The sequence below is a fragment of the Candidatus Paceibacterota bacterium genome (assembly GCA_041666545.1).
GTDB lineage: Bacteria > Patescibacteriota > Minisyncoccia > Phycocordibacterales > JBAYGS01 > JBAYGS01.
The window spans coordinates 114,971-138,503 of record JBAYGS010000002.1 but is presented as its reverse complement, the minus strand read 5'-3'; the positions used below and the strand labels follow the sequence as shown (position 1 = coordinate 138,503).

Genomic DNA, 23,533 nt, shown 5'->3' with positions numbered 1-23,533 from the left:
GAATCAGAAAATGAATCCCCTACTCCAAGAAATAAAAAGCGTCCTTGGGCTTAGCCTCTCCTTGGCCAAGGCGAATTTCAAAGTCCGAAATGAGGGCAGTTTTCTTGGCATTTTTTGGTATCTCCTTGAGCCTCTCGTCTTTTTTCTAATTCTATTTTTTATCAGTAGCACCTTAGCCCAAGACTCAATCGAAAAATACCCGCTTTATCTTTTCATCGGCCTAATCATGTTCAATTTTTGGAGCGCCGTCACCGGCTTTTCAACCCAAGTAATTTCTAGCCACTCCGGTTTTATCAAGTCGCTTAAGATCAAGATGGAACCCTTCGTTCTCTCTGGGGTTTGGCAATTCATTTTCTCTCACCTCTTCGAGCTGGTCGCTTTGCTAATTTTTGCTTTCTTTTTTCAAGTTGACATCAGCTGGCTAATTTTTTATCCAATAATTCTATTTTTTTTCACCCTTTTCACAGCCGGTATTTCTCTCATACTTTCGGTCTGCGGTGTCTACATCGGTGACCTCCGAAATGTTTGGGTCGTCTTTACTCGCCTACTTTGGTTCGCCACGCCGATTTTTTATTCAATTAATCCGAGCAGCCCCCTACACCGGCTCAACACTTGGAACCCCCTTTCTTACTTCATCACCGCAGCAAGAGATATTGTTATTTATCAAAAAATCCCAAGCGTCGAGACTGTCACAATCATCACGCTTGGCAGTATTGCCGTCTTCCTGTTGGGCCTTTTGATTTTCGAAAAGTTTAAAAATCGTCTAGCCGAAAAATTATGAGCGAAAAAATTAGACGCATCGAAATCAAAAATCTCTCCAAGAAATTCCGCGCCGACTTTAGGAAAAGCGACACCGCTCTTTCGCGGTTCGTCGGCCTCCTTTCCGGTCATACCGAGAAAAGAGAAATTCCTGTACTCGATGATATCTCTTTCGAGGTCTCCGCCGGCGAAATCCTCGGCATCATCGGCAAAAACGGGGCCGGCAAAAGCACCTTGCTCCGCCTCATCGCCGAGGTCTATCAGCCGGATTCCGGCCAAATCACGACCCGTGGCAAGACCGTCTACCTGACAGGCGTGAATCAAGGCTCCGTCCCCAAGCTCACGATGCGCGAAAATATTTACCTAATGGGCTCCGTCATGGGCTTGAGCCAAAAGGACATCGGCTCTCGTTTTGATGAAATCGTCGACTTCTCCGGTCTGCGCGAATTTGTCGACATGAAGGTTTACCAATTTTCTACCGGCATGCTCGCCCGCCTCAATTTTTCGACCGTCATTCACTGCATCAAACACCAAAGCCCCGACATCCTGCTTCTCGACGAAATCCTTTCTTCTGGCGGCGATGCCAAATTTAAGGAAAAGGCCACGCAGAGGATGGACGACCTCATCAAGGGTGGCGCCGCCGTCATCCTCGTGAGTCACGACGAAGAAAGCATCTTGAAAAATTGCCACAAAGCCATCTGGCTCGATCAGGGTAAGATCCGAGAAATCGGCACGCCAGCAAGCGTTTTTCAAAAATATTTGGAGGCCATGAAACTCAAACCCGAAAATACCAGTCAGTCTTAATTTTTATCCGGAAAATATCTTTTTAGTGACAAATATAATCCCTGGTTATTTCCCTTGATTTTCTGTCCGACCAAACCCAACAACCTGAAATAGCCGTCACCCAAATCAAAACTGGCAACAATCTTAGCCTGTCTCCAAAATAGGCGCATCTTAAGTCGTGCCCGAGGTTTACGAGCCGACTCAATCCTACTCGGCGCCACCGATTTCAGCTTCCCCTCCTCGTTCCTTACCCAGAAATATTCCCTCAACCCGGCCTTAACCTCTTCATCGTGAGTTGTCCACTCCAAAATACCGTCTCGATTAATCGTCACATCAAAATTCGGATCAAAATTCCTCACCCGCAAAATGTTATCTCTATACGAATATCGCCTTTCAGGAATTGTGCCATGCCACAAATGAAAAATATCACCGGGAATAAAATAGATACTATTTTGAACCTCCTTATATGCCAACAGCGACCAGCGATCCTGTCTTTTGATTAAGCCCTCCGACAAACCGTTTAGATTTGTAAAATGCCGCCAACCGCAAAAAGCCCGAATCATCACCGAATCGGCCGCCCCGGTAATCGCCCTGTCATAGAATCCAATCTTGTCCATAACTTCCCTTCTAGCAGCGCAGACAAAACCCGGTTCATATTTAGTGAAATCCCCAGACACCATTTCGTTGGTTTTTAACTTCCAGGCCAAAGCAAAGCTTAGACTAGGCTCAACCGGTTTCTTACTGGCCTCGCCAGCCTTGTGTTCTTCAATTTTTTTGACACCCGACTCCATCCTGACAACCCTCTCGAAAGGTTGAACGACTTTGTACTGTTCGAGCAATTCCGAGGTCTTCCTAATCCAATCGTTATCGGAAAAAATAATGTCACAATCCACCCAAGCAAACTTGTCGCAACCACCGGGCAAATGCTTTAGGCCGACATTAAGCAACGCTTCTTTCTGCCACATAATATTTTCTCTGCCACCTCGAATCCGGACAACAATTTCAGCATCACTATCCTTGAGCTCAAACTCACCACCATCAAATACCAACTCGACGGCTACAAGCTTGAGACCTTGCCGCCTAGATTCCTCGCGAAAAACCAAATAATTTTCATACTTATTTTTGTAACCGGCCGGATTAAAAAAAGAGGTGATGCCCCAAAATTCTCCCGGCAGAGATTTGGGAGATTTAGCTGCCAACTTAGAATTATTCCTGACGACTGAAAAATTGTTTTCATAGTACTGCTGGTTTAGCTTAATTCGCCTCGACAAATTCGAATCATTACTTACTCCCTCATTTTTCTCATGCCACTGGTGAATCGCTTGCGTATAATTCGAAACATTCAAAATCTCAACGCCGGAATTCTGCAACCGATTCATCATATCCAAATCTTCCGAACCCCAACTCTCATAAAATTCATCATACCCGCCGAGTTGCTTCAAAATTTCTGTCTCGGTAAATAAAATCCCGACACCATACGGGAAGTGCCCCTCATATTTATCGCCTCGATAGGTCGATTGTTTTACGAGCCGATTGAAATTTCCAACCACATCCGTACCGGAATCAACTGCACCTTTAGAGCAATCCAAAATTCCTGGATAAAGACCTACCCCGTCTTTAAATTCACCGGCGATTGAGACACAGGTCTCCAGATAGCTCCTTTCAAGAACCACATCGACATCGGCGACAAGTACATACTTTGATTTTACTTCCCTAAGACCGAGATTCAGGCATTTTGATTTATTCCAAACTTCATTTTTTCGTCCGGTCCAAATGCCTCGGGCATTAAATTCTTCACAGAGTCCACCAAAAAAATTTTTGTGTCTCTTTTCACTGCCATAATCGATGATAATAATTTTTAAAAGAGACTGTTTATGAGACTGGCCCCTCAAACTTTTTAAACAATTTTTAATCCGATAATCGTAGCGATTTCTCACCGGCACCAAAACCGTAATACTCTCATCAAAACTCCTTTCACACTTCTTCCCTAAAACCGGAGCCGACTTGCGCCTCGAACGGGCCAGGCCAAATCGCCAAGCCACACCGGTCACCAGATCGAAAAGCAAATACCCGAAACCCTTGTCAAAAATCGTCGCCCTAAGATTAGAGAGCGACTCACGAATCGGCTTGCGGGCCTGTTCAGTTTCCTTCAAGAAATTAGTTTGCCGTAAAAAGAAATGGTGAGCCGTGGTAATTTTCTGGCACCAAAAACCACCCCAAAAATACTTGCGCGCCACAGCCAGAAAATTATCACAATGCTCGTGCGCGACTCTGATATCATTTTTGATGACCGGAATAATCTCCTTTTTCAACAGCCGAATCGCCAAGTCGGTATCATTACCCCTCGCAAAACTGCGGCTGCTAAATCCCAATTTTTCCAAAAATTGTCGGCCGATTGCAAAATTTTTGGTATCCACCATAACCATTCGGTCGCCCCGCTTAAAAGCTTCGAATCTCTCCTCAGCTCTCAAATCGGCCTGCCGACTCCAAAAATTTTGCTTAAGCCCAATTTCCCCACCTTGAACCGCAACGGCCTCTTTGGCCAAAATTGGCCCCGCCATGGCCCTTACCCAGCCTTTTGGCGCCACACAGTCCGAATCGGTCATTAAAATTACCTCCCCCTTGGCTTGTTTTTCACCAGTATTCCGGGCCGCTCCGCGACCGATTTTCGGCTCAAAAACATACTTTAAATTTTGATGCTTTTCCGCCAAACCCGAAATGATTTCCTTGGTCCCATCAGTCGAATTATTGTCCACCGCAATCACCTCAAAATTCTCAAAATCTTGAGCCAAAACCGAACGCAAACAAGCGCCGAGATACTTTTCGGAATTACGCGCCGGAATTATGACGCTGACTAAAATTTCTTTTTTCATTCTTTTTGAATCACTCTTTTAATCTTGGACCCAAACTCTGCCACGCTAAAAATTTTGGCCCTTGCCAAACACGCCTCCCGATAAGCTGTCGGATTTTCATTAATCTTCCTGACAGCCTCGACGATTGTTTCTGCCTCCAAATTATTAATCAATACCCCCGTACCATTGGTGACAGTCTCTCTGTAACCGCCTTCGTCTATCGCCACGACTGGTTTGCCGGAGGCCATTGCTTCGACCGGTGTCATACCAAAATCCTCATCTTTCGCGGTCGTGATAAATCCTTTGCACCGTGAATACAGATCAATCAATTTTTCATTCGTCGCCCAATTTATTATCTCAACGTTTGCCGGTTTGATTTTCTCCAGATATTTCTTGTAGCTTTCAAACTGTCTTGAGCCCTTCTCATAACTGCCAACAATAACCAGTCTCTCATCCGGCATTTTGGCAAAAGCTCCCATCTGATTTTCAATCCGTTTGTGCCGAGTTAGACGATTGACCGACAGCCAGAAATTTTCACTTGGCCGATTGAGGTACTTGGAGATATCAGTCGGCGGATAAATAATTTCCGATTCCTGATTATAAAATTTTTTAACTCGAGCCCGCGTATTTTCTGAAATCGAAACCATCTGGTCAGCGCTTTTGGCATATCTTATAGTCAACCAGCGGTTAAACCGGACCCACGCGTCGAAAATCGGCCGTTGCCACCAGCTCAATAAATCCTCTCTCACATGATTCCTAAATTGCCACAACTCATTGAGTGGCGAGAAGATATACCAAAGATTCGGATGATGATTTACCAAACCGGACATTGCCCAGTCACCGGCGATAATATAAAAATCATACTGCCGACCAAGATTTAGGCGTCGAAAACGCCATAAGGTCAACTGCTGTCGGAAGGGCGCATTTTTCGGCACCCAACCAATCGACTTAATCCTAGGCAAGACTTCACCAAAACCCATTTGCTTAATCTTTTCCGCGCTAACATTCGTGGTATAAAGGTCAGCCTTAAACTCACGGGTGAGAGTCAGAGCCACGACTTCCGCCCCGCCGATATTGTCTAGAAAATTATGAAGAATCGCGATTTTCATTATTGCTTAGATTTAATCCCTAGAGTGCTTAGCATAAAGGCCGAAAAGAAGGTCTGGACCCCAACTACGAGCAGGGTGAGCGCCACAATCGAATTTTTGATTTCATCAAGCTCGCCAAAACCGGACGAAAACCATTTTACAAAAATAAAAAGATAAATCAAAAGTCCGAGCAGAAAAAAAGTCATTCCCAGAATGCTGGCGCGTTCGACGGTGATTTTTCTGAAGAGCGATTCAATGAGCCGGTTATGATCGCCCAGATGAGAGATGGCATAAATTTTTGAAAAAGCCGAAAAGGCAACCAACTGATAGCCGAGGAGAATCATCACCGAAAAGACGAACATAGGATGGACATAAAAATTCATACCAAACAAATTCAGACTGCCAAAGTAAAAGCCGACTAAGCCGATGACTCCCAAACCCAAAATAATAAGACCGGGTAAAAGGAAAAGCAAAAGCGGTGAATAAAGCAAAATAAAACGCAAATGTCGCCAGCCATCACTAAACGATTCGAGCTTTGAATCCCCGAACCTTTTTCGATAAGAAATGTCTACCTCACCGATCTTGAGGCCTCGCCTCGCGACTTTAATTACCATTTCCGAAGCAAACTCCATACCGGTGGTATTTAAGTCGACAGCTTCAAGAGCCCTTCTGGTAATTGCCCTCATCCCGCAATGTACATCTTTAATTTTCGCGCCGAAAAATGCTCGGACGAGAAATGACAAAAACGGATTGCCAATCCTGCGGTGCAGCCACGGCATCACCAAATTGACATCCTTGGTGGCAAACCGATTCCCTACCACCAAATCAAAACCGGACTTCAATTTAGAGACAAAATCAGTAATCAAAGAAAAATCATATGTACCATCACCATCCGCCATAATCAAATATTTTCCCGATGCCACCGCCAAACCTTTTAAATATGCCGCACCGTAACCGGGCCTTTCTTCATTAACCAAAACCAAATCAGCAAATTTTTTCTGGTACTCAGAAACAATCTCCGCCGTTTTGTCAGTCGAATTATTATCAACCACAACAATTTCGGCCGACAAATTTCGCTTCCTAATAACACCCATCGCCTCCTCCAGACAAAAACCGATACCCTTTTCCTCATTTAGGCACGGGATGACCACTGATATTTCGTGATTTTTAGTCATATATTCATTCGTGTGCCCCATTCGTAGGGGTTCTTAACTATTTTCATGCTAAAGTGTTCCTATGTTTATGGCCTGTTTTGGAATAATTCTCTCGATTATACCACTCTCCTTGGCCCTCCTGTTTAAGGACCGTTTTAAAGGTTTTTTGACCATTTCAGCGGGTTTAATCGGTTTCCATCTAATCTTGGCAGTCGCCTCACAGGCTCTAGGAGTTTTTACCTACAATCTTCTCATCTCGACTCATTCAATCGTCGTTTTAGTTTCCCTAATAATCCTTTTTTTAAAAAGACACCGAACAGATAAACCCAAACTGGCTATCAACTATTTTATTATTTTCACTGTTTTCATTATTACCTTCCAACTCTGGTCTGTCCACTATTCCTACACCGGCCTCATCACCACCTCAAATGGCTATCAGACGGTCGAGAATAGTAGCTCCGACTATCCCTACTTTTCGGATGAATGGATCGGCATTTCGCTCATCAACTATTCAATCGAGAATAAATCTCTCCCTTTAGTCAATCCTCTCTGGCAAAACGGCCGTTTCAATAATCCGACATTCCCCTTTTTTTCCACCATTTCAGAGTTTTTCTTAATCACGGAGCTTAACCCCTTAACGACTTACCCCGCGCTCGCAATCTTATCCGGTCTCCTAATTTGCTTTTTGGCTTATTTGATTTCGAGACGACTTGGCGCCGGCTTGCCCGCTTCACTTTTGGTAGCACTTTCAATTCCTTATATTGTAAACGGCGCCAACCTGCCGGGCATTTGGAATTTCCTGCCTCTCACGGCTGGATTAATTCTTTTTTTATTTGCTCTTTTGTCCGTCGCTTCCGAAAAGAGAACTCTAGTGGCAATTTTTTCAATCTTATCAATAATTTTCTACCCGCCAATAATCGCTTTCTCACTACCCTTGATCATCGCCGTGGGACTAAAAAATCGTAGCCAAAAAGAAATTTGGCTGACTCTTGGTTCACTCGCCATTATTTTCCTAGTCGCCCTAGCCTTCATTTTTGGCAACAGCAACCTCATCTCACTTAAAGATTCGATTCTTTCCCTGATCTTCCGAACCAATCTTCAAAACGGCATCCCGAAATTTAACATTTTTACGATAATCCCAATCTGGGTCATACTTCTCGCACTTCCAGGCTTCTGGCAAGAATTTAAAAACAAAAACTGGCCAATTATCGGCCTCACCCTAATCGGCCTCGTTTTTTGGACAGTTTACTCCGGCACCCAAAAAGTTTTTATCATTGAATACCAACGAGTAATTGTTATCACCTCAATTTTGCTCACTATTCTTTCTGGTCTTGGGGCCGCCGATATTTTTGCCTGGCTCCAAAAAAAATATCGGCGACTTTCCGATTTCAATTTAACCATCCTGATTTTAATAATTTTCACTCTCGCCTCACCTTTCTACACCAGATATACCGACTGGCAGAAACTGGTAATGCAAATCCGCGTCGGCGAAAGCCTAGCCAAAATTGCGCCCGCCTCCCCGGCCAATATCTATCTGACTCCAGCCGACCTCGAACTTTTCAAAAATATCAAAAACCAACGCTTTATCGCTCCGCCATGGAAAGGCCTTGTCATCGGCGTCGCGACACAAAATTTTCCACTGGACTCCAAACCCTCAACCCTAACCAACAAAATTTTGACTTACAACACCTTCCTCTCTGCCAACTGCGCCGAAAAAACTGCCCTCGCCCAAAAATTCCAAATCGCCTACGCCTACTCCGCGCCGTTCACCTGCCCCAACTTCACCAAACTTGGCGAAAGTGACAAAAATTTAGTTCTATACAAATTTCAAGCAAGGTAAAAAACTGAACTGTTTACAGTCTGATTGCAATTGCCACTGTAAGGCGGTAACATTTATACATTAGTAAGCTAACTTTTAACCAATACTGAAATGACTCCTAATAATCTCGGCGAGCCTAACCAGCCACCAATCGACGCCAAACGTGCCTGGCTTTCTTTGATAGTTGTTTTGATTTTGGCTCTTATAATCGGCTACGGCAAAAACCGAGAAATTAAATTTGATGTCAACAAGCAAGTCGCCGATGTAATCATATACTCTTCCGACGATTATTCCCATGGATTAATAAACAGCTCAGGAACGCATAGTTTGGTTCAAAGTGACGACACACACGATACTGCGCTTAGTAACTTCCTCGACGACCACGATCTCACTCAAAGTGCTAAAGATAACGGAACGCATGAAAAAGCAGTGAGCGATTTTATTGACGATCATGATACGACTATAAGTATCCAGGAAGATAAGGATAACGGAACGCATGAAAAAGCGGTGAGCGATTTTTTTGACGATCACGATACGACTATAAGTATCCAGGAAGATAAAGCTAACGGCACCCATGATGAAGAGCTTAGCGTCTTTTTCGATTCAGGATTTGCTTCAGACGACCTAGACTTTAACCTAAATAGTCAGTCAAACATTAATAATGTAAACAACAGCGACTCTGGTGGGATATTCGACGCAATTACTGACTGGTTCAATGGATTCTTCAATTGGTAAATTGCGGCGGCTAGTTACACGAGCGTGTAACGACTTTACAATCAAGAAGTCCTCAACGATTGGTTTTATGTTAGCTTATGGATTGGCAATTTGTCTTATTTTGCCTTTGTTTTTTTCGATACCAAGCAACTTTAGACTCAACCAATTTTACATCTTGGCCAACGACCTCTCATACAATACGCTTCGTCCTTCGGAAATGTTTCAGTCATTTCGAAGTTACTATTCTCTGGGGATAAATAATCTTCTATCACTTACCCTGCCAGTCCCAGATTATACCCAACCTGTAGAATTCTTAAATTACATCTGGAAGCGTTTGCCAAGTCTGGCAATCGTCTACCCAACTGAAGGCTATTACTACTATCGGTTAAAAATTCCAAATAAAATTATAGCCGGTAACATCAGATTTTCAGACATAGAAAATGGGATCTTGCATTTCGGTTATTTCGACATGGACAACCCCCATGCAACCTCAACAAAGAACTGGGCCGGGGACATCACTGCCCATGACGGGCTAGCAATCAAACGCGAATCAGGACATGAATACAAAATCTCGTACCTCGGAAAAACAGTGACATTTATACTTAATGATTCCAATCAGCAACTGCCTAAAAATCTTAAGCTGCTAGCCGACGAACAGTTCATCTCTCAAATTGTAGACGAGTCAGGAATACGCTTCGTACTAATTTTCAACAACAAGACAAGCGCCTTTTACTTCATAGCAAATCCAGATGAGAATATCGGGGATGAATTGACCGACTTAGGAAACAACTATCGGCTAGGGAAGAATACGGATTTTGTTTTCTATCAAGGTCCCCAACGCCTACTTCTGGTTGGAATAGCCAGACAAAATGTGGCGAAAAACAATTATTTTGACGGACCATTCGATCAAGTGCCACCTCATTTAAACCTCCGCGCCAAGCTTTATCTGGCCTATCCTCAGTCGCGACTTCGATACGGCGGACTCGACCCAAATGGAAATTATATCGAAAAGTCCAATACTCGGGTCGCTATCACCCCTTATTATCAATACAGTAACTATACCGATTTGATAAAACACAATCTGAGATGCTCCTCCCAAAAAGACGACTCGAAATTTTGGACATGCTTAACCCATTTTTAGCTAAACAAAACTGCCCAACTTCGCCCGACTCAGCGAAAGCGGTGAGGGCTTAGTTTTGTACAAATTTGTTCAACAAAAATAAAGGCCGGCAATCTCTCGATTACCGGCACACCACGTAGAAAACTCAATCACTTTGAAACCTCGACAGATTGCTGATTTGCCAATTCAGCGAACCTTGACAGGAACTGGGTAAGCCACTTGGCCGCCGACCCGCCGACTGCCAAACTAAATTCGCAATAATACCCGCTGTCACTACACCCCAAATCGATTGGCAACTCAGCCGCACAAGACTCGGACTCAAAAGGGCGACGGGCCAATCTCTCGCTTTTACAAACTGAGACCGAACTCGCATCCCCTTGATCAATCAGGCGGAGCCATAAATCACCATGGGTAGCAGGAGCCACAGTGTGCGTCCAATAACAATCCGGCGACAATTGCAATTGAATCGGCTCGAAGTCCCGCTGTCGAAATTCATCAAAAAGACGGGCTATAGTTGCATCCACAATTTTCCTTTCATTTAAGTTTACCTTCTGCTTTCAGCTTACTACCAAATTTAGGAAAGTCAAGACATGCAAGTCGCCAGTTTGTCCTGTATATTAAATCCCATGATAATTCTCGGCATTGAAACATCCTGCGACGAAACTGCCATTTCCTTGATTGAATTCAAGAAACCGCTTTTTGGCCAGCCAAAAATAAAAATTTTGGCCAATGAACTGATTTCGCAAATCAAAATCCACGAGCAATATGGCGGAGTTTTTCCAATGATGGCCAAACGCGAACACAGCCAGAATCTAGTTCCAATCCTATTGAAAGTTTTAAAGGAACTAGATTCTGGAAATTCCAAATCACAAGAAACAAAAACCAAACAAACTTCAAATCCAAAATTACAAACCTTAAACACCCCCGAAATTACAAATCTCTATTCTAGTGTTTTGCAAAAGACTGCAATAGACTTTGCGAAAGATACGATTCTTTTTGAGAATATAAAAAATAATTTGAGTAGACTGGTAAAGCCAAAGAAGCTCGATGCGATTGCTGTCACTAATGGCCCCGGACTTGAGCCCTGTCTTTGGACCGGTCTAAACTTCGCTCGCGCGCTCGGCGAACTCTGGAAAGTGCCGGTGACCCCGGTAAATCATATGGAAGGACACGTCCTTGTTTCGCTACTGCGAGAACAAGGAATTTCCAATAACCAATTTCCAAATTCCAAATCTGAAAAACTACTCCCTACCCACTACTCACTACAAACCCCTGCGTTTCCTGCCATTGCCCTGCTCATTTCCGGCGGGCACACTGAACTGGTTTTGATGAGGGACTGGGGAAAGTATGAAATTGTCGGGCAAACCAAAGATGACGCTGTCGGCGAGGCATTTGATAAAGTTGCCCGCGTTCTCGGCCTACCATATCCCGGCGGACCCCAAATCTCAGCCCTGGCTGAGATTGCTCGGAATCCTTCACTACCCACTACTCACTACCCACTACCCACTATTTCTCTCCCTCGGCCAATGCTCAAAAGCGGTGACTTGAATTTTTCTTTCTCCGGTCTTAAAACCGCCGTGCTTTATCTAGCACAAAAAATCGGCACGCTCTCCGATACCGACAAGCAGCAAATCGCTCGAGAATTTGAAGACTCAGTCGTAGAAGTTCTCACCACTAAAACCGCCAAAGCCATTGAAAAGTTTGGCGCCAAAAGTCTGATTTTGGGTGGTGGAGTCATCGCCAACAAAGAAATCCGCCAGGCTTTCACCAAGTTGGCGCAAGAAAAAAATCTTAAGCTATTTCTCCCCCAGCTCGACCACGCCACCGATAATGCCATTATGATTTCCATCGCCGGCGCCTTGAATTTCAAGCACCAGGCGAACCAAAATCTTTCCGCCTTGGGGAATCTAAAACTTTCTTAAATTACCCTAAAGCTTTTTGGAGAAGAGCATTGAAAATCGTTGTTCAATCAATTCAAAGAGCTGACTCATTTGCTCATTAAGTTCACGATTAACCCCACTCACATGTTTTCGAAGGGCTTCTCTTTGATCGTTCAGCGCCGATCTCTCCTCTTCGCTTAATGAGCCTAAATTGAGAATTCTGTTGTGGTCAAAATAGACCGCCTGTTCAAAAAGTTTACTGCCAAGACCCACTTCATTCCGAATTTCCCCGCGTAGAGGTTCCCTTAATGCCTCTGCCTGCGCTTTTATCTTAGACGCTTCTTCTGAGAAGTTGTCCTTTTTAAAACTGAACCAAGAACTTTTCCGCGAAGCCCCGAACAAGTCATCACTCAGTTTCTCAAGACTCGCCACACTAGGCAAGGTAGGCACATCACGTCCAGCACTCAATGCTTGGCGTATATTTTCGGCATGTTGCATGGCTAAAGTCCTGTGGTTGTTGACCTGCTCCGTCAAGGATGTCAGAGTAGCTTTTATCTCCGCCGCCTCCTCTCTTTGTGAGGTCTCGGCTCTGACCTGTCCCCGTCGCCTCGATTCAGTATTAACTGCCTTCGCCAAATCTTCTGGTGAAATATCTCCTACCGTCTCGCCGGCCTGTTTTCGGGCCTCCAAAATCTGTTCGGCAGCGAATTGTTCAGGATTCTCCATCGTTCGCTTCTGCTCTTCGTCAAACCCCTTCCAATTTACCCGGGCTGCCCCAATTTTCTCCGGCACTTCCTCATCTCCTCTATTAAGTAAGGCCACCTTCTCATCCAGGGTTATTTTCATCTTCTCCAGCTCTTTTTTAGCTTCAGCAATCGCGGCAGATACCTCAGCCGAAGAACCCTTAGCCGAAGCTTCTAAATCAGCTTTTGCGCCTTCGAACTCCTTGACCAATGCTTCGTAGTTTTGATTTAACCTAAGAATTTCTTGATCCAAAGCATACCTACCTTTTGGACCCCAAACTCTCTCCCCAATCTCCGCTTCCTCTCTTTCTGCGCCGACTAGAGGTCGGTCAAAATTCGGCTTGTAATATTGGACACTTCTCTCTGCCAATTTGGCATTACCCTCGGCCATATCAGTAGCCTCGGCAATGATGGCCGCCTTTCTGTCATCATCCGCTTTAATCCCTTCTCGTTTTTGTCTCTCAATTTCTTCTCTTATGAGACGCAGTTTTTCTAATGGACCAGGAGACTCGTGGGAAGCTTCTTGGAGATTGGGGTGTTCAGTTTTCATCAAAATTAGTTATTGTTTTAATATCACCATAATGAACCCAAGCCCTAAATTACACAAGCGCCAGGATGTTTAAAAAACATTGACTTTATATTTAAATCTGTAATTTAAGGCCCGAGCGCAAGCGCTCGGGCCTTTTAATTTTCATAAGATTCACCACGCGGATTCACAAAAAGGTCAGCCTTTGACCTAAAATAGGGCTACACAGGGGCTTATTTCACGAGGACTCAAAACTTATTTGAAAAATGCTTGACTTTTATACTCCAATATGCTAAACTACTGATAGTTGATCTTTAAGAATCACCGGTGACCAACGCGGCTTGCGCAAGCGAACCGCCCATCACCGGAGAGATCGGTCAGGATGTTAAATCCAAGGACTCGCAAGAGTCGCCTTTCGGAGGGAGAATCCGACATCTGTGATCCGATCTGGAACAGGTACGGGCATTCAAGGCTCCTGGGGATCTGCGTCGTATTCGAACGTAGAAACCAAAACCCCTGCAGGGCAACCGGCAACCTAAAAAAGGAAACGCCGATTGTTGGGCCCCGAAAAATCGCCGCGCTTAAACGGTGACACGGAGAGACTCTCTCCCATGTGTCCGGCGAATTAGCCATCGGCGCACAAAGAGCACGCAAAAAGGATTGGCCTCCCTCCCGGGGACTAGTCCATTCCCGCTCAGTCGCCCTCGCGCCCCACCGTTCCTCTGCCGGGTTTGGAGAAATCCGACCCGGCACGATTTCCCCGCCACACTTTTCACCAAAAGTCGTGGCAACCCCGATCGCATTTGCGACCGGGGTTTGTTTTTTGTTTTAAGCCATATTTTTTGCTATGATTTGGCGATGGCGGACCCAAAACCCGAAATCCAAAATTTGTATAATATCCCTGAGAAATTCCTAAAACCCTACGACCCCAAGGAGACCGAGGAGAAAATTTACCAGCTCTGGGAAAAGAGCGGTTTTTTCAATCCTGACAACCTCCCCACTACTCACTACTCACTACCCACTACTCACTTCACCCTAATAATGCCCCCGACCAATGCCAACGGCTCGCTTCATGCCGGCCACGGCTTGGTTATGACTATCGAGGACATCATCATCCGCTACAAGCGCCTCAAGGGCTTCAAAACCCTCTGGCTACCCGGACTCGACCATGCCGGTTTTGAGACGCAGGTAGTTTATGAAAAACAATTGGAAAAAGAAGGTCGCTCGCGTTTTGAAATCGAACCTAAAAAACTCTACCAGGAAATTCTCGACTTCACTCTGAAAAATTCCAGCAACATCAAGTCGCAAGTCCGAAAAATTGGCGCTTCGTGTGATTGGTCGCGCGAAAGATTTACCCTTGATGAGAATATCGTCAAAACCGTTTATCAGACTTTCAAGCAACTCTCCGACGACAAACTACTCTATCGAGGTAAGAAAATCATCAGCTGGTGCCCCAAACACCAAACTTCTTTTTCCGACCTGGAAATCAAGGACGAAGAAAAAATCGACCAATTTTATTATTTGAAATACGGACCATTTACAATTTCCACCGCGCGCCCAGAAACCAAATTCGGCGACAAATATGTTGTCATGCATCCGAAAGATAAGCGTTATGCCGAGTACAAAGACGGCCAGAAAATCGAGCTCGAGTGGATAAATGGCCCAATCACCGCGACCGTCGTCAAAGACGAGGCTATCGATATGGAATTTGGCACCGGCGTCATGACCATCACTCCGTGGCACGACCCAGTAGACTTTGAAATTGCCGAGAGACATAATTTGGACAAAGAACAGGTCATCGACGAACGAGGCAAGCTATTGCCGATTGCTGGCGAATTTGCCGGAATGAGCATCAATAAAGCCCGACCGCTAATCATTGAGAAACTTAAAGCCAAAGGTTTAGTAGAAAAAATCGATGAAAAGTACAAGCATGTCGTTCGCACCTGCTACAAATGTGGCACGACAATCGAGCCTCAAATCAAAAGCCAGTGGTTTATCAGAATGAAGCCGCTCGCCGAAAAAGCGCTCAATGTTATCAAAAGCGGCGAGATTAAATATATTCCGGAACATTATGAAAAAATCAGTGTCCACTGGTTGGAAAATATCATTGACTGGAATATTTCTCGTCAAATTGTCTGGGGTATCCCAATTCCGGCCAAAATCTGCGACTCCTGCAATGATGGCTTTGTCGATTTAGACAATAAATTAGAGAAGTGCGAAAAATGTGGTGGCCAGTTAAGACAGGACAACGATACCTTTGATACCTGGTTCTCGTCGGGGCAATGGCCTTTTGCCACTCTCGGTTTCCCGGACAGTAAAGACTTCAAGGATTATTACCCAACGGATGTGATGGAAACTGCTGGCGAAATCATCTTCTTTTGGGTATCAAGAATGATTATGCTGGGACTTTACCGCACCGGAAAAATTCCATTTAAAACCGTTTACTTGCACGGCCTGGTTCTCGACGCTAAGGGTCAAAAGATGAGCAAGAGCAAAGGCAATGTCATCAATCCACTCGACCTGACCGACAAATTTGGCACTGATGCTTTCCGAATGGGCATGGTAATCGGTAACACGCCAGGCACTTCACTTGCGCTTTCCGAGGATAAAATTCGCGGTTACAAGAATTTTGCCAACAAGCTTTGGAACATCACCCGATTTATTTTGGAGAAAACATCCGGCCATAAATTTGATGCCAATTTCAAGACTTACACCGAAAAAGACTCGACTTTAATCAAAGAACGAGATGCTCTAATTACCGAAATCACCAAAGAAATGGACGAGTATAAATTTTACCTGGTTGGCGAAAAGCTATACCACTACACTTGGCACAATTTGGCTGATATAATTCTCGAGGAGACCAAAACAATTTTCGCGACTGGCACTGAAGCCGAAAAAAATTCCCGCGCACAATTTTTACTCCACACTCTGCAAAAACTCCTGATTACTCTTCACCCCTTCATCCCTTTTGTGACCGAGGAAATCTGGTCCAACCTAGCAAAGGAAATCACCGACCAGCAATTACTGATGGTCTCAAAGTGGCCAATCTAATTAGTTGGTAGTGCGTAGTGAGTAGTTTGCAGTTGTAAAAAATCAGCTAGCATTCACTCTCCCCACTACCCACTACAAACTACTCACTATAAACTAGCTAAACATGTTTTCTATCAACACTATAATTTGGGCAATGCTGGGCGGGATTCTACCGGCACTTTTCTGGCTCTGGTTTTGGATTAGAGAAGACCGCCTTCACCCCGAACCGCGAGGCATGCTCCTGTCGGCTTTTTTGGCCGGTATGATTGTGGTGCCAGTCGCCGGCTGGCTGGAGAGCCAGGTCTCTGATTATCGCCTCTCATTGCTCATGACTATCATAATCTGGGCCACAATCGAGGAAATGCTCAAATTTGTTGCCGCCGCTTTCTGCTTAGAAAGTAAACACTGCGACGAACCGCTCGACCCAATGATCTACCTCATCACCGCCGCCCTAGGCTTTGCCGCCTTGGAAAATACCCTGTTCATCATCACCCCACTATTGAAAGGCGACATTATTGGTTCCTTAATCTCCGGAAACCTCCGCTTTGTAGGCGCCAGCTTGCTCCATGTCTGCACCTCAGGGATTTTGGGCGCCTCCATGGCCTTGGTCTACTACCGCAGTCGAAAGATAAAGAACTGGTTCCTTATTCTCGGGGTTGTCCTCGCCATTACATTGCACACCCTCTTCAACTCTTTTATAATAGATGTAAGTAATGAGAAAGTAATTGCCGTCTTTTCAGTCGTTTGGATGACGATAATTCTACTTATCCTAATCTTTGAAAAAGTAAAAACCATTAGCAAGTTTAAAAATTAAATCATATGGCCAAGAGATCTTTTTTTGAAAAATTAACCGGTACTATTCGACTTGATGAGAAGGCGATGAATGACGATGCCGGCTCCGAGATTGAGGAAAAAGGTGAAAATTGGCTGGAGGAAGGTGGCGATGTCGGCCAGCTGACAGTTGATGTCCATCAGACCCCCAATGAAATTATCGTCAAGGCCATGGTCGCCGGAGTCAAACCGGAAGACCTCGATATTTCCATCACCAGAGATATGGTGACAATCAAAGGCACCCGTGAAGAAACCCACGAGGTAGCTGACGAGGATTATTTCGTCAAGGAACTCTATTGGGGCTCATTTTCTAGGACCATTCTCCTACCGGCCGAGGTCCAAGCCGACGAAGCCGATGCTTCCGAGAAACACGGCCTCCTTACGATTCGTCTGCCGAAGATTGACAAAGGCAAGCAAACCAAACTCCGGGTCAAATCAAATTCATAAGCCAAACCAAAACCGCCCTAGGGCGGTTTTGGTTTTGTTTTAATATTTTGGTGCCGAGACCCAGGTTCGAACTGGGGACCCTTCCCTCTTCAGGGGAATGCTCTACCAACTGAGCTATCTCGGCATTTATCTGGCAGACCCAGACCTAGAGAGTTTAGCCTATCTGCCGAGATTTTTCAACAAATCAGTCGCTCCACCGGCCACGCTTTTTACAGTGCCAACATCCGCACCTAAACCACTATAGACACCCATCAACTGGTTTACATAGGGCTGGATGAAGTAATACGACCCCACCGATAGACCGATAATCACGAGCCAGTACGCGGCCCTGACAACTGTCCCCCATCTGGCCTTGCTATAAAGCTTATGCAGAAGTTTATTATTCTCGGCCACCTGCTCGGCAATATCGCGGAGCATTTGTTTTTCGTCGGGATTCATAAGAAGTGAGTAGTTAGCCCCAACGCTTCGGTCGGGATCCCGACTTCTGACGTCGGGATTATTAGTTTATTGTTAAAGACAAAATGATTATAGCACAGGAAATCTAGTACTTCCCAAACTACCCACTACTCACTTATTCATGTGCCCTCGGCCAGAATTGACTACCACGTAGCCAGGTGCTTTTCCATCTCCCAGAGTCGATAAGGAAAAGCCTTTCAATTCCGGCACACAAGCAAGCAGTTGCTTGCTCTCGGCCAAAACTTCGTTTTGTGCCCTCGGCCAGAATTGAACTGACATCAGACCCTTAGGACGGGCCTGTTCTATCCGTTGAACTACGAGGGCAATGAAATTAAGATATCACACAAACCAAAAACCTTGAAGCATCTGCTCCAAGGTTTTTGTCTTATCTTTATACTTATACCTATACTTTATACTTATACTTCCCTTAGATTCCCAACAAACTAGAGATCTTCGCCTCGTCAAATCCGACAATTAACTCATCTCCAATCTCAATCACCGGCACCCCCATTTGCCCGCTCTTATCAATCATCTCCTGTCTCTTGGCCAAATCGGTTCCAACATTGTAATCGGTAAACTTTACTCCGTTAGCATTGAAGAAATCCTTGGCCAGGTGGCAAAAGTGGCAGGTCGCAGTCGAATAAATAGTCACATTTTTCATGTTGTTTAGAAGTTATTTATAAAGCCAAATTATTATATCACAACCGCAAGACTTCAAGACTTATCGTCTGCCGAAATTAGTGGTATATTTTCACAGTAGGCGGGTATAGTATAGTGGCAATATGCGTGCTTCCCAAGCATGAGACGGGGTTTCGATTACCCCTACCCGCACAACATTAGAGCCTTACTTAAACAAGCCGACAAGCCAACTCCAAAAACCGGAGCTCTTGGCTTCCGAACTGGAATTGGTCGCCGATTGGTCGACAATAAAAACCACCTTCTCCCCCGCCTTGGCCACCGGAAATTTTTCCCGAATTGCCGCCTCAACACCCGATTCAGTCTCCAAAGAATTCACTTTAACACCGAGTTCTGACCTGCGAAGCTGGAGCGAATTATATTCTTTCTCGGTTTCAGTCAATTTATTAGCGCTTAGCTTATTCTTTTCATAAACTCCCCAAGTAGCCTTGACCAGAAGCAAAAAAAACAAAATTAAAACCACCAAGGTCAGCTGGGAATAGATCAGACGCTTAATTTTTCTCCTTTCTTGAAATTCTCTCATAAAGATGCGAAAATAGCCTTAATCTGCGCTTTTAGTATAACAGATAACTGCAGAGCCCACTCATATGCTTTTTCACAAAAAGAGTAAAAAGATAATCAACATTATCTGGATCATCATGTCGATTCTCATCATCATCAGTATGATTATCCTCTACATGCCAAACCTCTATCAGTAGACAGTTAAAAACAGCCCCAGATGGGGGCTGTTTTGCTATTTGTGAGCCGTGGCTATTGACTTATCTTTCCGAAAACAAGCAAACGGCCAGGCCACGATAAACCAAAGTGCGCCCAGAAGGTAGGCGGAGCAGATTCCCAGCCAGATGATAATCCCGACCAAGCCCATCCGCCGCCAAATCTTGACGGCCAGACAAACCAAAATCAAAGCCACCACCGCAAGGAAACCGACCGTAGCCGTAGAAATTGCAAGTATCATATCAGGCCTTTCTCTTTTTACATCTTAGCAGAAAGCCCTCCCCTTGCAACCGTCTGACAAAACCGGCAAACTCGAGACTACTCCCCGGATCTCAACATTTTCAAAAAGACATCTTGGGGAATATTAACCTTACCTCTCGCCTTCATTCTCTTTTTGCCTTCTTTTTGTCGTTCACGCAGTTTCATCTTACGAGTAATATCGCCACCATACATATGTTGCGTGACATCCTTTTTCATAGCCGAAATAGTTCGAGAAGAAATAATCCGACCCAAGGCCTGTCCTTGAATTTTCGTAGTAAACATCTGTCGAGGTAAAATTTTGTAAAGCTTTTCTACAGCCTCCTCCGACTCCAATTCAACTCTCTTCCGCGAAACGATTCTGGAGAACGCCGGTACCGGCTCGTCGGCAACCAAAATTTCCAACCGAACAACATCAGCCTCCTTGCTCTCGCCGATTTGATAAGACAACGACGCAAAACCGGAGGAGACACTCTTAAGTTTATCGAAAAAATTGCGCATCAGTTCACGCAAAGGCATCGCGACCGAGACCGAGGTGCGGTTATCGCCAAAATTTTCGGTGGCGCCGACAATCGCCTCATGTTCAAAAAGCAACGACATCAGATTGCCCAAATACTCTGCCGGCAAGATTATTTGCAAATCCGCCCAAGGCTCAAAGACTTTGGCAATCTGGCCGTAATCTGGAAAGGCCGAAGGAGAATAGGCAATAATCTGCTTCCCTTTTTTATCTTCAATTTCATAAGTAATCGAAGGTGTCGTGACAACTAAATTCAAATTAAATTCACGATGCAATCGTTCAGAAATAATTTCCAAATGAAGCATCCCCAAGAAACCGCACCGGAAACCCCGACCCAGAAGTCCAGACGATTCCTCTTCATAGGTGAAAGACGAATCAGACAAACATAGCCGATCGAGCGCCTGTCGCAATAATATGAAATCATCCTGACTTTCGGGATAAACCGAGGCCCAAACCACCGGCTTCGGGCGCTGGTAGCCGGAAAGTGCCGGCAAAGGCTTTTTGGCGAGAGTGATGGTGTCTCCAACCGAGGCAATGCCCGGCTTTTTAATTCCTGTCACAATATAACCGATTTCTCCGGCACCCAAAGAGTCCCGGGGCCTCAAATCAGGAGAAAAAATCCCCACCTCAATTGGCGAAAAACTTTCACCCGCCACACAAAAAAGCAACTTATCGAATTTGGTGACAGTCCCATCAAAAACTCTCAAATAAACAATCACGCCGGTATGATTGGAGTATTGAAAATCAAAAACCAAACCCCGAAAAGATCCACTTTGAGAAAATTCTTCTTTCGGAGGTGGAACCCGCTTCACAATTTCTTCAAGCAACTTTGGTACACCTTCTCCGGTTCGTCCGGAAACTTCCAGGATTTCCGCTTCCGAAATATTCAGCAATTTGGCCAATTCTTGCTTAACTTCGACAACTCTTGCCAAAGGCGAATCAATTTTTGTGACAACCGGAATAATCACCAGACCTTGCTCGCGCGCCATGCCGAGCGTAGTGAGAGTTTGAGCCTGCACACCCTGCGTAGCGTCAACTAAAAGTAGTGAACCCTCAACCGCCTTCAGAGCGCGCGACACTTCATAGGAAAAATCGATGTGCCCAGGAGTATCAATCAGATTCAGAACATATTCTGAATTTGCAAACTCGAAATTATCTTGATCATTTGAATTTTGGATTTGAGATTTGTTTGGAACTTCGGATTTAGAATTTGGTGTTTCTGAATGATTTACTCTGTAAATCATTCGGACCGGTGTCATCTTGATAGTAATTCCCCGCTCCCGCTCAAGCTCCATCGAATCAAGCACTTGATCATGCATTTTTCTCTTTTCGATAGTGTGAGTAAACTCCAAAAGCCGATCGGCTAAAGTCGACTTACCATGATCAATATGAGCGATGATGCTGAAATTTCTAATGTTTTGCATGACAACAATTCACAAATTACATCAATTGCCGAATCTGCCCTAACTAAGCTCCGGTTGCTCGAGACTAACCAATTTAGTCTTCCAAATCTTGTGGTGCAAAGTCCGCCACACTTCACCAAGCTCTCGACTTTTAAGCAGTCTGAGGATTATGACATAAGTAAGTATTCCACCCAAGCCCGCTCCGAAACCTTGCAAAAATACCCCGAAAACCGTATTAAGATCAAAAATTCGCGAGAAAACCCCGAGCAAGAGATATGCTACCCCGCCCATCAGCACCGCCGAAGCAAAGGTTTGATAAAGGACGATCAAAACCGGCGCTGAAAACTCTCGATACTCTTTTGAGAAATCCAGCCAATGAATAACCAGATTCACAATCGCCCCAATCGAGAAGGCCAAAGGCAACATCAAGGCCACTGTGCCGGAGATGTCGGAAACTCGAAGCAAACTCGCGACAAAGTCGGCAAACATTTGATGAGAAGCGAAGAACTGTGTCAGACCGTAGCCCAAAACCACCATCAAAATTGCCGAGATGGCGTTAATCACCAAAGGTCGCTTGGTGTGACCTCTTGAATAATATGACCGTACGAAAAGCAGAAGCAAATTTTGGCAGACTAGAGAAACTGAAAAAATTGCAAGTGCAGCAGCCGTGAGCCGCGTATCAGACCAGTTAAAATGACCGGAACCTAAAATTGTTCGGACAATTTGGGCCCGCAAAACAATGAACAAAATTGAAAGCGGTACTGACCAAAAAATAATGTGCCTGGCCGAGTCAATCATCTGAGCAATAAACTCGGCACGCCGACCGGAGGTGAAATGACGGGTCAAAACCGGAAAGGCCGCCAAGGAGTAACTGACACCGATAATCGAAAGCGAGACCGATTGCAAATTAAATGACAGATTAAACACCGAAACCGAACCGAAAGCCAAAGTCGAAGCAATGGCAATCAAGAAAAACTCGGCAATTTCGTTTGAGGAGGCGGTAATGGTTCGAGGTAGAGACAGAAGCACCACTCGCCGAACCGAACTGAAAGCAATCTTAAGTTTTAATATCGGAAACATCCCCTGCTTAATGACAAAAGGCAACTGAATCGCCATATGCATGACGGCGCCGATTGCCACCCCATAGGCTAGGCCCGCCAGACCAAAAATCGGCCGTAAGACGACAATGCCAAAGATTATCCCAAGGTTGTATAAAAGCGGACTGATGGCGTAGATGAAAAATCGGTTGTAAACCTGGGTGATGCTCGCAAAAAAGTTTGAAAAGCCGAGAAAAAGTGGCGACAGAAGCATGATTCGAGCCATCAAAACCAACTCGGGGTGGTTGACACTTAAAGTCGGAAAAAACCAAGACATCAGCTCTGGCATCAAGACAAAAGCCAGCGCCACTACGACCAAAATAACGAAAAGAAAAATTGTGAAAACTTCGCTGATGAATTCTTTACCCTCCTCCTTGCTTTTATCCAGACGCTCGACCAAAAATGGAATCAAAACAGAAATGGAAACCAGCGAGGCCACCGAAGCGAAAATTAAATCCGGCACCCGGAAAGCGGCATAATAAACATCAAGCGAACTGGTAGCCCCGAAATAATTGGCCAAAAGACGGTCTCGAAACAAAGCCAAGACCTGTGAGAGCAAGGCAAAAAAGCCCAACAAGTAGGCTGCCTCGTGAAGACCGTTGATCTCCCGATTTATGAAGCTAAACAGTTTTTTAACCATTACAGT

At 44.9% G+C, this 23,533-nt stretch carries 19 protein-coding genes and 3 tRNA genes; 10 read left to right on the top strand and 12 right to left on the bottom strand.

Annotated elements, in window-relative coordinates; all coding sequences use genetic code 11:
• Positions 1-10 precede the first annotated feature (10 nt).
• A complete protein-coding gene (locus WCT25_02595) occupies positions 11-781 on the top strand; it encodes an ABC transporter permease (protein MFA6536299.1) in 771 nt (256 codons plus the stop codon).
• Positions 778-1,563, top strand: a complete 786-nt coding sequence (locus tag WCT25_02590) for an ABC transporter ATP-binding protein (protein ID MFA6536298.1) — start codon at positions 778-780, stop codon at positions 1,561-1,563. The genes WCT25_02595 and WCT25_02590 overlap by 4 nt, the downstream gene beginning before the upstream one ends.
• On the opposite strand, the gene WCT25_02585 is transcribed toward WCT25_02590, so the two are convergent.
• The 3 genes from WCT25_02585 to WCT25_02575 are packed head-to-tail and all read right to left on the bottom strand — an operon-like array spanning position 1,560 to position 6,657.
• Positions 1,560-4,415 carry a glycosyltransferase gene (locus WCT25_02585; GenBank protein ID MFA6536297.1) on the bottom strand — a complete coding sequence of 952 codons (2,856 nt, stop codon included), beginning with the start codon at positions 4,413-4,415 and terminating at the stop codon, positions 1,560-1,562. The two genes, WCT25_02590 and WCT25_02585, sit on opposite strands and share 4 nt — an antisense overlap.
• The gene (locus tag WCT25_02580; protein MFA6536296.1) at positions 4,412-5,503 is read right to left on the bottom strand and encodes a glycosyltransferase; all 1,092 of its coding nucleotides are present in this window, start codon (positions 5,501-5,503) and stop codon (positions 4,412-4,414) included. The genes WCT25_02585 and WCT25_02580 overlap by 4 nt, the downstream gene beginning before the upstream one ends.
• The gene (locus WCT25_02575) at positions 5,503-6,657 is read right to left on the bottom strand and encodes a glycosyltransferase family 2 protein (protein ID MFA6536295.1); all 1,155 of its coding nucleotides are present in this window, start codon (positions 6,655-6,657) and stop codon (positions 5,503-5,505) included. The genes WCT25_02580 and WCT25_02575 overlap by 1 nt, the downstream gene beginning before the upstream one ends.
• A 61-nt stretch (positions 6,658-6,718) precedes the next feature.
• On the opposite strand from WCT25_02575, the gene WCT25_02570 reads away from it, so the two are divergent.
• From WCT25_02570 to tsaD, 4 genes are all read left to right on the top strand, one after another.
• Entirely contained in the window at positions 6,719-8,476 is a 1,758-nt protein-coding gene (locus WCT25_02570; GenBank protein ID MFA6536294.1) for a hypothetical protein, read from the top strand.
• Positions 8,477-8,566: 90 nt separating this feature from the next.
• Positions 8,567-9,190 carry a hypothetical protein gene (locus WCT25_02565; GenBank protein MFA6536293.1) on the top strand — a complete coding sequence of 208 codons (624 nt, stop codon included), beginning with the start codon at positions 8,567-8,569 and terminating at the stop codon, positions 9,188-9,190.
• A 67-nt stretch (positions 9,191-9,257) separates the two neighbouring features.
• Positions 9,258-10,310, top strand: a complete 1,053-nt coding sequence (locus WCT25_02560) for a hypothetical protein (GenBank protein ID MFA6536292.1) — start codon at positions 9,258-9,260, stop codon at positions 10,308-10,310.
• A 605-nt stretch (positions 10,311-10,915) separates the two neighbouring features.
• Positions 10,916-12,211 carry a tRNA (adenosine(37)-N6)-threonylcarbamoyltransferase complex transferase subunit TsaD gene (gene tsaD / locus WCT25_02555; protein ID MFA6536291.1) on the top strand — a complete coding sequence of 432 codons (1,296 nt, stop codon included), beginning with the start codon at positions 10,916-10,918 and terminating at the stop codon, positions 12,209-12,211.
• Positions 12,212-12,217: 6 nt separating this feature from the next.
• On the opposite strand, the gene WCT25_02550 is transcribed toward tsaD, so the two are convergent.
• On the bottom strand, positions 12,218-13,462 hold the full coding sequence (locus tag WCT25_02550; GenBank protein MFA6536290.1) for a hypothetical protein: 1,245 nt from the start codon (positions 13,460-13,462) through the stop codon (positions 12,218-12,220).
• Positions 13,463-14,296: 834 nt separating this feature from the next.
• Here WCT25_02550 and WCT25_02545 point away from each other — a divergent pair.
• The 3 genes from WCT25_02545 (at position 14,297) to WCT25_02535 (ending at position 17,746) form a co-directional block, all read left to right on the top strand.
• On the top strand, positions 14,297-16,489 hold the full coding sequence (locus tag WCT25_02545) for a valine--tRNA ligase (GenBank protein MFA6536289.1): 2,193 nt from the start codon (positions 14,297-14,299) through the stop codon (positions 16,487-16,489).
• A gap of 103 nt (positions 16,490-16,592) precedes the next feature.
• The gene (locus WCT25_02540; GenBank protein MFA6536288.1) at positions 16,593-17,282 is read left to right on the top strand and encodes a PrsW family glutamic-type intramembrane protease; all 690 of its coding nucleotides are present in this window, start codon (positions 16,593-16,595) and stop codon (positions 17,280-17,282) included.
• 5 nt (positions 17,283-17,287) lie between these two features.
• Complete coding sequence (locus tag WCT25_02535; GenBank protein MFA6536287.1) at positions 17,288-17,746, top strand: Hsp20/alpha crystallin family protein; 459 nt, start codon at positions 17,288-17,290, stop codon at positions 17,744-17,746.
• 48 nt (positions 17,747-17,794) lie between these two features.
• On the opposite strand, the gene WCT25_02530 is transcribed toward WCT25_02535, so the two are convergent.
• The 4 genes from WCT25_02530 to WCT25_02515 form a co-directional block, all read right to left on the bottom strand.
• Positions 17,795-17,870, bottom strand: a tRNA-Phe gene (locus tag WCT25_02530).
• A 35-nt stretch (positions 17,871-17,905) separates the two neighbouring features.
• Positions 17,906-18,184, bottom strand: coding sequence for a hypothetical protein (locus tag WCT25_02525; GenBank protein ID MFA6536286.1), 279 nt, complete (start codon positions 18,182-18,184; stop codon positions 17,906-17,908).
• 270 nt (positions 18,185-18,454) lie between these two features.
• Positions 18,455-18,526, bottom strand: a tRNA-Arg gene (locus WCT25_02520).
• Between the two features lie 103 nt (positions 18,527-18,629).
• Complete coding sequence (locus WCT25_02515) at positions 18,630-18,863, bottom strand: glutaredoxin family protein (GenBank protein MFA6536285.1); 234 nt, start codon at positions 18,861-18,863, stop codon at positions 18,630-18,632.
• A 99-nt stretch (positions 18,864-18,962) separates the two neighbouring features.
• On the opposite strand from WCT25_02515, the gene WCT25_02510 reads away from it, so the two are divergent.
• Positions 18,963-19,033: transfer RNA gene (locus WCT25_02510), tRNA-Gly, on the top strand.
• Between the two features lie 13 nt (positions 19,034-19,046).
• Here the strand turns inward: WCT25_02510 and WCT25_02505 are convergent.
• The 4 genes from WCT25_02505 to WCT25_02490 form a co-directional block, all read right to left on the bottom strand.
• Entirely contained in the window at positions 19,047-19,421 is a 375-nt protein-coding gene (locus WCT25_02505) for a hypothetical protein (protein MFA6536284.1), read from the bottom strand.
• A gap of 210 nt (positions 19,422-19,631) precedes the next feature.
• Positions 19,632-19,853 carry a hypothetical protein gene (locus tag WCT25_02500; protein ID MFA6536283.1) on the bottom strand — a complete coding sequence of 74 codons (222 nt, stop codon included), beginning with the start codon at positions 19,851-19,853 and terminating at the stop codon, positions 19,632-19,634.
• A gap of 77 nt (positions 19,854-19,930) precedes the next feature.
• The gene (lepA, locus tag WCT25_02495) at positions 19,931-21,811 is read right to left on the bottom strand and encodes a translation elongation factor 4 (GenBank protein ID MFA6536282.1); all 1,881 of its coding nucleotides are present in this window, start codon (positions 21,809-21,811) and stop codon (positions 19,931-19,933) included.
• Between the two features lie 39 nt (positions 21,812-21,850).
• Entirely contained in the window at positions 21,851-23,527 is a 1,677-nt protein-coding gene (locus WCT25_02490; GenBank protein ID MFA6536281.1) for a lipid II flippase MurJ, read from the bottom strand.
• Between the last annotated feature and the right edge of the window lie 6 nt (positions 23,528-23,533).